Source organism: Microcystis sp. M169S2 (assembly GCF_020245865.1).
Classification (GTDB): domain Bacteria; phylum Cyanobacteriota; class Cyanobacteriia; order Cyanobacteriales; family Microcystaceae; genus Microcystis; species Microcystis ichthyoblabe_A.
In genome coordinates this window covers 1-12359 of sequence record NZ_JADBUB010000187.1, presented here as the reverse complement: position 1 = coordinate 12359, position 12359 = coordinate 1, and the positions used below count along the sequence as shown (strand labels likewise).

At 42.3% G+C, this 12359-nt stretch carries 9 protein-coding genes, 1 other RNA gene and 1 pseudogene; 8 read left to right on the top strand and 3 right to left on the bottom strand.

Annotated elements, in window-relative coordinates; all coding sequences use genetic code 11:
• The first annotated feature begins 492 nt into the window (after nt 1-492).
• The 6 genes from IM485_RS17970 to IM485_RS17945 all read left to right on the top strand — a co-directional run bounded on the left by IM485_RS17970 (nt 493) and on the right by IM485_RS17945 (nt 8933).
• The gene (locus IM485_RS17970; RefSeq protein WP_287744737.1) at nt 493-1620 is read left to right on the top strand and encodes a hypothetical protein; all 1128 of its coding nucleotides are present in this window, start codon (nt 493-495) and stop codon (nt 1618-1620) included.
• 561 nt (nt 1621-2181) lie between these two features.
• Complete coding sequence (locus IM485_RS17965) at nt 2182-4248, top strand: hypothetical protein (RefSeq protein ID WP_104395324.1); 2067 nt, start codon at nt 2182-2184, stop codon at nt 4246-4248.
• Nucleotides 4249-5000: 752 nt separating this feature from the next.
• Complete coding sequence (locus IM485_RS17960; RefSeq protein ID WP_104395325.1) at nt 5001-6137, top strand: DUF58 domain-containing protein; 1137 nt, start codon at nt 5001-5003, stop codon at nt 6135-6137.
• A gap of 87 nt (nt 6138-6224) precedes the next feature.
• Nucleotides 6225-6321: signal recognition particle sRNA small type (ffs, locus tag IM485_RS17955), an RNA gene on the top strand.
• Nucleotides 6322-6330: 9 nt separating this feature from the next.
• A complete protein-coding gene (locus IM485_RS17950) occupies nt 6331-7602 on the top strand; it encodes an MFS transporter (RefSeq protein WP_287744733.1) in 1272 nt (423 codons plus the stop codon).
• A gap of 335 nt (nt 7603-7937) precedes the next feature.
• Nucleotides 7938-8933, top strand: a complete 996-nt coding sequence (locus tag IM485_RS17945) for a LysR family transcriptional regulator (protein ID WP_104395326.1) — start codon at nt 7938-7940, stop codon at nt 8931-8933.
• A 40-nt stretch (nt 8934-8973) separates the two neighbouring features.
• On the opposite strand, the gene IM485_RS23060 is transcribed toward IM485_RS17945, so the two are convergent.
• Genes IM485_RS23060 through IM485_RS17930 form a run of 3 tightly spaced genes read right to left on the bottom strand, consistent with a single transcriptional unit; the run spans nt 8974 to nt 10096 of the window.
• Nucleotides 8974-9423: an ImmA/IrrE family metallo-endopeptidase gene (locus IM485_RS23060; protein ID WP_238141809.1), complete on the bottom strand. Its 450-nt coding sequence runs from the start codon at nt 9421-9423 to the stop codon at nt 8974-8976.
• Nucleotides 9424-9479: 56 nt separating this feature from the next.
• Entirely contained in the window at nt 9480-9734 is a 255-nt protein-coding gene (locus IM485_RS23055) for a hypothetical protein (protein WP_238141810.1), read from the bottom strand.
• Nucleotides 9735-9739: 5 nt separating this feature from the next.
• The gene (locus tag IM485_RS17930) at nt 9740-10096 is read right to left on the bottom strand and encodes a helix-turn-helix domain-containing protein (protein ID WP_151696877.1); all 357 of its coding nucleotides are present in this window, start codon (nt 10094-10096) and stop codon (nt 9740-9742) included.
• A 195-nt stretch (nt 10097-10291) separates the two neighbouring features.
• Here IM485_RS17930 and IM485_RS17925 point away from each other — a divergent pair, with 195 nt between their 5' ends.
• Nucleotides 10292-11083 (top strand): PD-(D/E)XK nuclease family protein, encoded by a 792-nt coding sequence (locus IM485_RS17925; protein WP_287744730.1) that lies wholly within the window; start codon nt 10292-10294, stop codon nt 11081-11083.
• Between the two features lie 3 nt (nt 11084-11086).
• A pseudogene (locus tag IM485_RS17920) lies at nt 11087-12226 on the top strand (Piwi domain-containing protein); the annotation flags it as partial.
• Nucleotides 12227-12359 lie beyond the last annotated feature (133 nt).

Genomic DNA, 12359 nt, shown 5'->3' with positions numbered 1-12359 from the left:
TCTAGATAGGGTCTGCTGAAAAAGTTTTTCCTGGGGGTAGGAGTCAGGAGTCGGTCGTCAGTAGCCGGTCGTTTCAGGCTTTGTTGCCCTTGTTTTTTGTAACAAGTGATGTACTACAAGAAAGATAATGCAAGGTTTTTGAAAGTCCCAATCCTATTTTCGCAGCATGAACATCGGACTTTAACAGGTCAAAAGCTTTATTTTAAAAGGGTTTTACCATTATTCAGCAAGCCCTAGATATTCTACCGCTCTTCCGGGAGTCTTCGGAGAACCATAATCTTCTCCTATTTCTTACAACTAAACAAGAATTAAAAATGCTAGAATGAGAGTACGAGTAAGAGGTGATTTACGAGATTCGCTGGGATTGTTAAAGGGCTTAAACTGCGGAGGTATCTTCGAGCGAACACAACCCAAAGTCGGGCGGGTTTTTGTAAATCTTTACAACGGTTTATAACAATTAAAGTCCGAATCGATAAGTCGGGGAGGATCGCCATGAGGATTTCTAATGCTGTATTACTAATACCTAACCTTGAGGTTCAAGAGGAGGTTCCCGACCTCGTAAACATTAACGGGTTAACCCCTTACCAGGTGATCGGCGATTTCAACGGACAAGATATTGGTCGGCCTGAGGATGGGGTAACTCCCGCCCTGTCTGTGGAGCCTGACGGCGGGCCGATCCAAGGGTCAGAAAAACTGGTTAGCGTTGCTGCAACCTTTCAAGACCCGATTCAATCTCCTATTGCGATAAACTCATTGGATGACCAGTCGATCAGAGGGGGGGATGATAAACAAGTTCAGCCTGATCACTCTGCTCAAGAAGTTTTTGATGGTGGTGGGATCACTGCGTCGCCAGTATTGATGGCCTTCGACAATCAGGATGACTCTTCTCTGATGGAGGCTCAGGAAGCTAGTGTCATGAGGGTGGATACCGCCGTGGCAGCCACAATCCCGGTGGCAGTGCCCTTTACTCCAGTTTTGCCGCCAGCTGCGATCCCGGTGACAGTGCCCTTTACTCCAGTTTTGCCACCAGTAACTCAACCGATTACGATTTCTCCACCTAGAACTATTACTATTGGCGGACAAACAGTTGTGGTCGATCAACAACTGGTTAGTTCTGCGGTGAACGCTTTGTTTGCCTCGGTGAGATTTATGGAACAAGACCAATTATTGAACAATCCGGTCGTCCGTTTCTCTAATCAAAACGTTCCTGGAACTCATTTCTATAGTGCCAGTGCCGATGAGGTTACGAATGTTGTGTTGAACTATCCGGAATTTCAATTAGATGGCATTGCTTTCCTCGTTGGCATCCAACCGGGAGACAATCTCTTGCCCGTCCATCGCTTTGCCAATCAAAACATCCCTGGAACCCACTTCTACACTGCTAGCGAGGCGGAAAGACAAAATGTCGTCGCCAACTACCCGGAATTTCGCTACGATGGCATCGCCTATTACGTCTTCGACACGACTGCTAATCTCGGAACCGATGTACATCGTTTCTCGAATCAGACCGTCCCCGGAACCCATTTCTATACCGCTAGTCAGGCGGAATACCAAAACGTCCTGGCGAACTATCCTCAGTTTCGTTACGACGGCATCGCTTACGAGGTGAACATTTTGTAAACATCCGAGATAAATTGCTAAATCGCGTCAGATTCAAATCTCAGTGGGGGCAAAGTTACGGTGTTGTCAGATTAGAATATGAAAGATGCAATGCAATCCTTGCTATCAAAGTAATTTCAGTTCCAAGCTGATTCGGATCATCTTTCGATTTGACAACGCCAAGTTACTGCCCCTACTCCGTATTATAGATAGTGGCGATTTACTATCTAAAACTCAGCCGTGTTGCATAAATATTAAATGTTTATTGTGGTAGGGGCTTTTGGTTGGACAGGGTTGTTACACTGGGAGTGTAGCAAATATCTTCAAACTCAGGAGGTGATTTCCTCCATGTGCGCTACATCATTTCCCTCTTTGGACATTCACGCAATCGCCAGCGAACCAGTCGCTGTCAACATCAGTCTAGAAGCTCCCCCCCTCAGTCCCCGAAACTGGCTGGACGGGGTTTTTACTCGCTACCGGTTGCGCTCGATTTCTGACTCGCTACTGGATTAGGGTTATTGAGTTTCACATCTCAAAGGAAACGCTATAGCACCCTTGAGTTTGAGATGGGAGAAGATTATTATGAATAGGTTATTAAAAAACACCAACTTTGCGGGACTCGAACAATACAGTGACCTGTATTTTCCTCTAGAACAATCTCTAACTACCGCTGCTTCTTGGCTAAAGGGATTTCTAAGTCGTGATGATTTTATCCCAAAAATTCAATTAGCTTTTGGCGACGCAGTGAATGGGAATGAGGCTAAACTACTCATTGGGCAATTGGCACAAACAGATACTGATGTCTTACCTAAAATCGAGATTCGCTCTGCTTCGGAGATTAATGGGGCAAATGCTGCATTTGCTGGACAAAATTATACTATTTATCTGTCGCGGGAATTCCTCGAACAAAATAGTAACAATCAAGGCGCAATTGTTGATGTTGTGCTGGAGGAATTGGGACACAGCATTGACTGGAAATTGCATCCTGATTTAGATACTCCCGGGGATGAAGGGGAACTGTTTTCAGATTTAGTGCGGGGAGTGGCGTTAAGTGAATCCGAATTACAACGGCTAAAAACAGAAGATGATAGCGTTATTGTCAGCATTGATAGAGAAGTTGTCCGGCTAGAGCAAGCTTCAGAAGTCTTTCTCCGCAATTTTAAGGCACCTCGCGGACTGGTTGTCGATAACCAGCAAAATCTCCTAGTTTCAGAAACTGACATATTATACAGCGACAATTCTCTGATCAAATTTGCTGCTGATGGCAGGCTGCTCAATAGGCTCTCAACCGGATCGGCCTCTACTTCTGTTAAATTGGCTACATCGGGAAATTCAACGAGCATTTTTGGACTAAGAGATGACGGCATCATTTTTCGTCTCGATCCGAATACTTTCACTGTCACTCAGGTATCAAATATTCGCAATCTTAGCCTCGACAGGAGTTCTATTTATAACATTACTGACGACACGATAGATAATCTGTCTTGGCTGGGGCATCCTGATTTTTCTAAATACAACGACATCGCAGTTAAGGAGCTTGGCAATGCCTATGACTTATTTATTACTGGGGCATCTAACTCTGGAATTAATCCATTTGTCATCAAAATTCGTATTGGTTTAGATGGAGTACCCATCCCAGGAGAGTCGAAGGTACTCATGGCAGGCACACGAGCGCAAAGGTTACCTTCTAATTCTAATTTAGGAACAGTTGTCTTTCCAGGTCCAGGTATAGCAGTTAATTCTCAAGGTCAAGTTCTTACTACTCTTCCCACTTTAGAGCCAGGAGAAAGAACTACACATATAGATTTAGTATCTTTCCCAGCTACTTTTAATGCAGCCGATGGCATTCAACCTAATGAACGCCCAAATATTCTCTTCAATGATATTGATAGTGTTGGCATGACAGCTGATACATCGGGGAATTTCTACGTTCTCGCCAATGGAGCTTTATCTCTGGGAATAATGGGAACAGCATTAATTGCACTTCCTTCTACCCTAAATACTATTGCCTACCAAGAAAACTTAGGCAATCCCACATTTGATATATCTCGCGGAGATGTTACCGCCGCTCCTGATAGTTCAATAGTTTACCTAACAATGAATGATAAGGTATTGCGTCTGAGATTATCTATTCCGACTCCCAATCCTAATCCTAACCCCAATCCTAATCCTAACCCCAATCCTAACCATCCAGATTCGTTAAACAAGCTTAATACTGGATTTACCCGCTTCCAAAATACTGGTGTGCCAGGTACTTACTTATTTGCTGGTCCTGAAGAAACGGCCAATATTCGGCAAAACTTCCCCGGGTTTAAGGAAGAAGGGATAGCTTTTCGGGTAGGTATTGAACCGAACGACGATTTGTTGCAATTTACTCGCTTCCAAAATACTCAAAGGCCAGGTACTTACCTGTTTGCTGGTCCAGAGGAAGCGGCAAACATCCGCCAAAACTTTCCCAGCTTTAAAGAAGAAGGTGTAGCGTTCTACGCCTTGGATTCGAGCCGAAACTTGGGAACGCAAATGTATCGCTTTCAAAACAGTAGTGTACCAGGAACTTATCTATTTGCCGGACCAACCGAGAAGGATAATATTCTCGCCAACTTCCCCAACTTCCGTTTAGAAGGAGAAGCCTTTGAAGTGGTAGGGTAATCTAAATCAAACTTTAAAAACCAAGTTAGGGATTGTTTCTCCCTGTTCCAGTACTCCCAACTCTACTATACCTTTTAAACAGGATTTAGTATGATAAGTACCTGAGAAAAACTGCTCAGTTTCAAGTTATCGCTCTTCTGGGACTCTGGCAAAAGTCTTACAGGCTCTAAACTCTAGCTCTCTTATGGGGTAAGCCTTCAAGCTATCGCTAACTAACAGAAACCCGAAATTTGAGTTTTTATTAGAAAAAAGGTTAGGGACTTGCGTAGGAATAATATCCCAGCCAGAAAATCGCTCTGTAGAAGAACCAGACCAGCCAGATGGTACATTATCAAAGCGCAAGTCCCTTAGCGATTACTTGTCAACCAAGAGTTTCAGAATCTGGATTCGGTCAGGGATTTCCGAAAGTTCCAGAAGAGCGATAAATAGGAGTGAGCGCTTGACTTTGGCGGCGGCTTGGGTTATGATTGTCTTATAATGGGATGTTTGTGTTTAATCTCAAATGCTTGGATTACCATTATAAATAAACTCTTTTAAAAATATTATCCCAAAATCTCCGGACAAAAGCAAGCAAAATTTTGCCATCAATTGTTAAGTTTTGTTAAGAAAAATAACAATAGTGGCAAGGGATAAGACTCCCTTCGCTGATCAGAGGGCTTTTGGGGGAATTATAGAGATGTGGGCCTGAATTTTAGCTTTCCAGCAAAGACGACAAAACCACTAAACCCTGACTAGAACTAGATTTTTTCCTGATGAAAACTTGGTTAGAAGATCGCGGTATTTTACCCGCTTACGGTGGTGGGGTAATCATTGGCATTACCCTCTGTTTTTTCGGAGCTGCGACCAATACCATGGCGGGATGGTTGTATGCTATCTGTGGCACGACGATCGCTCTTTTAATTTTATCGATAATTTTACCCCGTCGTTCCCTTCTTCCTCTGAAAGTGCGTCGTCTTGCCATTGTACCCGTGAGTGCAGGAGACGATCTTAGTATTAGCCTAGAGATAGAAAATACGAGCAATCAGCCGATAAATCTGTTAGAAGTGACAGATCTGCTGCCTATAGTTCTCGATCAGCCAAAAATAACCCCAATAGAAACGATTGCTCCCAAAAGTTGCCATCGTTGGACCTATTATTTACCCACCAGTAAACGGGGTATTTATCACTGGCAAGAAGTACAATTAAGAACAGCAGCCCCTCTCGGTTTATTTTGGTGTCGTCGTTGTCAGCAAGCAGCGGCTAAAGCTTTAGTTTATCCCCAAATTTTACCCTTACAACAATGTCCCCTAATCGATTCCCTCGGTCAAGAGATGGAACAAAAATTAGAAAATAATCGCTATTATCAAAGGGCTAGTCAAGGACTTACTCGTAACCTGAGACAATATCGCCAGGGTGATTCTACCCGTTTAATTCACTGGAAAACTAGCGCCCGTCTGGGAGAATTTCAAATTCGGGAATTAGAAGTGTTAACGGGAGGACAGGAAGTGATTATCTGTCTCGATACCCTCTGTGATTGGCAAGAAGACAGGTTTGAACGGGCGATTATTGCCGCTGCTTCCCTCTATTTTTATGCCCATCGTCGGCAATTAAATGTGAAACTCTGGACGGGTGAAACGGGTTTAATTCAGGGGGAAAGGGTCATTTTAGAAACTTTAGCCAGTATAGACGCAAAAGCTAGTCAAAAAAATGCTAATCTGCCTAATTTACCTGTAATTTGGTTGACAAGTAACTTCAATTCCATCGAACAACTCACCCCCGGCAGCCGTTGGTTATTTTTCCTCGCTGCCGATTCTAGGGAGAGTCCTTCACTCTTAATCCGACAGTTTAGCGGATTGGCGATCGAACCGGAAACTTCTCTACAACAACAATTGCAAAAACCCCCTCGTTGAGAAAATTTCTTTTCCCAGTCTAGATTGAGAGGAAATTCTCCAGAAAAAAAATACCGGTATCCCCGAAAAAGATGTTATGATAGAAAAGACTCGGACTCATGCGATCGCAACGCCTTAACCTTGTCAGGACCGGAAGGTAGCAGCAATACGGGATGCTTGTGACTGGCGTGATCTCCGGGTCTTTTTGTTGCCTGTGACGGTCGCTGTTGTGAACGCTTTCAAAACTTTTCGATCGCTTACTGGCGAAACTCGTCGTCAACTACTGATCCTCTTCGTCACGGCGCTGTTTTTCTGGATAAGTATCACCACTCTTGTCCCCACTCTCCCCACCTATATTAAATCCCTAGGCGGTAGCAAACAGGATATCGGTTTTGTCATGGGGGCCTTTGCCATCGGTTTAATTGTATCGCGCAGTTGGTTAGGCAATCTAGTTGATCGCCGCAGTCGCAAATTAGTGGTTTTATTTGGAACTATTGTCGCCGCTACCGCACCCCTCGGTTATCTATTTTTTCGGGATCTTTCCTCTTTATTCGCCGTCCGCGCCTACCATGGTCTCAGTATCGCTGCTTTTACCACCGGTTACAGCACCCTAGTGGTGGATTTTTCCCCCGTTCGTCAACGGGGGGAGATAATTGGTTATATGAGTTTAACTGCACCTATAGGCATGGGAATCGGTCCGGCTTTAGGCAGTTATCTCTACGAATCGATCGGTTATGACGGTTTATTTCTAGTTTCCGCCACTTCAGGAGCGATCGCCTTTCTCTTGGGTTTCTCCATTCAAGAACCCGACTTCAAGAAAAAATTAGCGGAAATGAAGGCAGAAAATCCGACAATTGAGCGCAGTTTCTGGGCATTATGTCAAGAGCGGGCTTTTTTAGTCCCTAGCTTAGTTTTTCTGCTGGTTGGTACTTTATTCGGCGGTTTAGTCGCTTTTTTACCCCTGTTTCTCCTCGAAAATCAGATACCTTTCAGTGCTGGTGTATTCTACAGTTATGCGGCAGTATCGGGCGTAATCGGACGGATTTTGTCGGGAGGAGCTAGTGATCGCTATGGACGGGGTTTATTCGTCACTATTAGCGTTTTTTGCTATGGTTTATCCATGTTGGTTCTATCTTCTGCCCGATCTCCTTCGGCTTTAATTTTAGCCGCTATCCTCGAAGGTACGGGAGGGGGGATTTTATTCCCTATGTTACTGGCTTTAATCTCCGATCGCTCTGGTCCCCAAGAACGCGGCCGGGCCTATTCTATCTGTATCGGCGGTTTTGATGTGGGAACAGCCTTAGCCGGTCCAATTCTGGGGGTTTTAGCCATTTCCTACGAAACTATGTTTAGTTTATCGTCAGGATTGGCTGTTATTGCTCTCTTTCTCTTTTTTACTCTCTCTAACCCCACTATACGCCATTCTTTTCTCTTCGCTTTCGGTTTAGAAAAAGATCGTTATGCTCTGCGCGGACAAGTACAATAAAAATGATTTTAATTGCCTCATATTTTTTCAGTGAAATTGAATTAGCAACGATAGATAGGGTTTGCGGCAAAAAGTTTGTTGGTGGAGGCAGGGTGTGGGGTGTGGGGTGTGGGGTGTGGGGTGTGGCGAGAATAAATAAAAGCAATTTCCTGACTGTTGACTGTTAACGACCGACGATCGACGACTGAAGACTAAAATAACCGATAATCGAACTACCTGAAGTATTGATCCCCGTGGTGTGGTACTGTCAATTCAGTGTATTTATTTATCCGCACTGGCTTAAGATTTGTCGCTGTTGTCATCCCCTTCTCCTGTCGCTGTTTTTGAGGCTTTCTATGACCGACATTCCTTTCACCCTAGACCAACTGAGAATTCTCAAGGCGATCGCTGCTGAGGGAAGCTTTAAACGGGCGGCAGATACCCTGTATGTATCCCAACCGGCGGTCAGTCTTCAGGTACAAAACCTCGAAAAACAGCTAAATGTGCCTTTATTTGACCGAGGCGGTCGGAAAGCCCAATTAACGGAAGCGGGACACCTACTCTTAAGCTACGGCGAAAAAATTATCACTCTCTGTCAAGAAACCTGTCGGGCGATCGAAGATCTACAAAATCTGCAAGGGGGAACCCTAATCATCGGTGCTTCCCAAACCACGGGAACCTATCTTCTTCCGCGCATGATCGGGATTTTTCGCCAAAAATACCCAGAAGTATCCGTACAGCTACAAGTTCATTCCACCCGTCGCACCTCTTGGAGCGTTGCTAACGGTCAAGTGGATTTAGCCATTATCGGGGGAGAAGTTCCCGCCGAATTACAAGAAACCCTGCGGATTATCCCCTACGCAGAAGATGAACTGGCTTTAGTCCTGCCGATTTTTCATCCTCTGTCTAAGGTAGAAATGATTCAAAAAGAGGATTTATATCGACTAAAATTTATCACCCTCGATTCCCAATCGACGATTCGCAAAGTCATTGACAAGGTTTTAACTCGTTGCGATATCGATACCAAACGCTTAAAAGTGGAGATGGAACTTAACTCGATCGAGGCGATTAAAAATGCCGTCCAATCCGGTTTAGGGGCGGCTTTTGTCTCGGTGACAGCGATCGAAAAAGAACTACAAATGGGAGTGATCCACGCGACCAGAATTAAAGATGTGGAAGTGAGGCGCACTTTATCGGTAATTATTAACCCGAATCGTTATCGCTCAAAAGCGGCCGAAGCTTTTACCCTAGAAATACTACCCCAATTCTCCACCTATCCCGAATATCTGGCTGACGACCACAACTTTGAACCGATTCCTAACTCACAAACCACGGAAATTATTAGTAAATAAGTCCATCGAGATAGGCAAAATCTCCCTCGGAACATTGAAGCTATCTCTTGGGAAAATTACTGCTGGGGTAAATTACTTTTTTATCGACTTTAATCCAATGGAGACTTTCTAAACGACTTCTAAGATTAGTAATAGTTACTCCCAACTCGTCGGCGATCGCATACAGATGTCCCCATTTTGTCAAGTCACGGCCCTTGATGGCTTTCTCTAACTCACTCATCGGCATTAGTAAACAACTGGCAAAATATTGGGCTTGCCATTCAATTCTTTGGCTAGAATCAACTGTCCGACACAGAAAAGGTTGAATTGTCTCTAGGGAATCTCCCTGATTGATTCGATCCAAAAAGTTAGAGACAGCCGTTTGATTAATATGAAGGACAAAATGACCAATTTCATGGGCTAAACTCGAATTTTTAAAACCTTCTTTTGCCAGGGATGAATTTTGAGAATCTCTTATAACGGTGTGCAGTCGTATGAGGTACAGTTTCACGAGCTATAAACCATGCTAGGCAAAGCTTGGTTTGTATCTCACTCAAGCGCTTACCGCTATAAGAATTTTACATCTTCATTAAGAATAATTTTCTTTTCTGTGGGAATAATCATCGCGGCGATTTCTCCCTCTTGATCTGGCTTTATATCCGTCCATTCAATAGCTAAATCAAAATAATCAGCCGCTGCTTCCGAAATATCGCAATTTTTTAAGGGACGACGACGATTAGCTTTTACTTTCTTCAGAATATTGTCTGCCTGAGCTTCAATCTCTGTTTTGGGAATAAAACTATAGGGTTTAATAATATCCAAGATATTTACTCCTCTGGTTCTAATTTTGTCGCCTCAGAAATAATTTTTTTGGCAAAATTAGGATTGTCTTTCATGCGACGCAATAAAATTGGCATTTGTTGGTATTTTTGAACTAACTCTTTGAAGACTTTTTGATCATCTGAACTAATTCGTCCTGCCAATTCCCCTAATGTTTGAGCATTTAATTTTAAATGAGTCGCTAAGGACTCAATAACCTGCTGACTAGGAGGATAACCCGCATGATCATTTTCTAGCTTCGATAGATAGGTATAGTCCACCCCAATCAACTTAGCTAGTTCTCTCTGACTATATTCCTCCTCTCGACGAGCTTTGCGGATAACCTGTCCAAATGTTTCTGACACTGCTTTTCTCCCAACCGCCCAAAAAAATTATATCAAGGGTTGACTATTTCAGTCAACATAGGCTAGAGTTAGTTCATCGGCGTTGATTATTTTAGTCAACACCAGAGCAAACACTGCCGTATCATCCTAGCATTATCCTGACCGGGGAAAAAAATCGTGTCCTGCCAGTTTCCCAAAAAGCCTTGGTATCCTCCGATGAGCTATAGTCTTTGGCGATCGCTAAAACCAGCGATTGGCTATGAGAATTGGCATTGTCAGACAAAACGGGGGTTTGAAAAAGCGCGAAACAAAGAACCAGAAGTCCAAAGATTATTATCAGAAGATAATCAACCGCAAAAAATTGGTAAGTTGGCACAACGAGGAGTTTTTGAGTTTCATCAAGAGCCGGTGAGATTATCAGGTTCCCATGGGGTGGAACAAGTGGCAGAAATCCTGCAATTAAATCAAGAATCTCCAGAAATTAAAGCCAGGGTTTTAGTAATTTTAAACAATTACTATCAACAACCAATTTTATTGAATAAAGAGATTATTAATTTATCTAGAGGCGATGAAGGTTATCCAGAACCTATTGTTATCGAGCAAGGTAACTATCGGTTTAATTTGTCCGCTGCCTTTGATTGTATTTTCAGAGAAGCTGATGACACTATACATATTTTAGATTTGAAAACTGGTCAATCTAATTTTGATCGTCGTCAGGCTCATATTTATTTACTGGCGGCTAGTTACCGTTATTATCAGGAAAAAATTGTCGCTTCTTTTTACAATTTAGAAACCCAAACAAGCTCAGAAAATATCTCCCTGTCTTCCGAGGCAATAGAAGCAGTTAAAATCGAACTAGCTTTCCTGGCCAAAAAACATCAGCAACAACTACAAAAATATAAAGATCACCCCGAAGATTTTTATCATATTTTCCCGCCCCAAAGTGGCTATGCCTGTAGTTATTGTCCTTTTACATCGATTTGTGATTATGCAAATAAGGAGGTTTAGATCATGAATTACACAGCAGCTAACACAGCCAATTCTCCAACATTTTTGAGTGAAATTAGTTCCTTAACTCTCAAGAATAATTGTTTAAATTGTTTTAAGCTTAATCATCAAGTTACTAGAAAAATAGGGAATCGTTTTAGTTGGCAATTCAGTCGGAAGTTTCCCGATGTGGTGGTTATTTTTGAAGATCATTGTTTTTGGGTATTAGCTAAAGAGGAAAAATCTCTTCCCTCTTCACAACAGTGGAAAGAAGCTTTATCAGATATTCAAGAGGTTTTACGAGAAGATATTGGCGATCACTATTATTCTATTCATTGGCTAAAAGACTGGCAGATAACAGCTTTAGTTACAGCACAATTAGCAGTTAGAATTCTGAAAATATTTGGTAAATTTTCCTATCCAATAGTTTTTCCCAAAGATAGTCAGATAAGTGAAAACCAAGTACAGGTAAGGAGAGAAGTTAACTTTTGGGCAGAAATCATCAATGACACCGATCCAGCTATTTGTTTAACTGTTGAAAGTAGTATTGTCTATAGTGGAGATTTAGAACAATTTTATGAAAATCACCCCTATAGACAAGATGCCGCTAAATTATTAGTAGGTTTAAAGGTTAAAACTATAGAAACTAATGGGACAGCTAAAATTATTAAAATAGCGGGTACAATTGGGGAAAGAAGAAAAGATTTATTAAAAAAAGCCACGGGTTCAATTAGTCGAAGAAAATTAGAAGAAGCTCATCTGGGGCAACCAGTGGTGGCGGTACAATTTGGCAAAAATCCCGAGGAGTATATTTATCCATTGGCAGCTTTAAAACCCTGTATGACAGATAGGGATGAGAGTTTATTTCAAGTCAATTACGGAGAGTTATTAAAGGAAACAAAAATTTCCTATGCTAAACGACAAGAACTATTAAAGTTATATAAACAGGAAGCACAAAATACTTTAAATAACTTTGGATTTCAGTTAAGAGAAAGAAGTATTAACAGCAGGGAAAATCCCGACTTCTTTTGGACTCCTTCTATTTCTATTGAGCAAACTACTATCTTATTTGGTAAGGAAGAAAGGGGAGAAAAAAGAGAAACTCTCAAAGGATTATCGAAGGGTGGTGTATATAAACGTCATCAAGACTATCAGGATACGGCTCTTCTAGGTTCTGTGTGAGCATGGTATAATAGTAACACAGAACAGGAGGTGGGTTATGTGGATAAATTTTGATCAACTCCTCGATTTACCAAATGTAACAGTGGTCAATTATCAAAAAATTGATGAGACAATT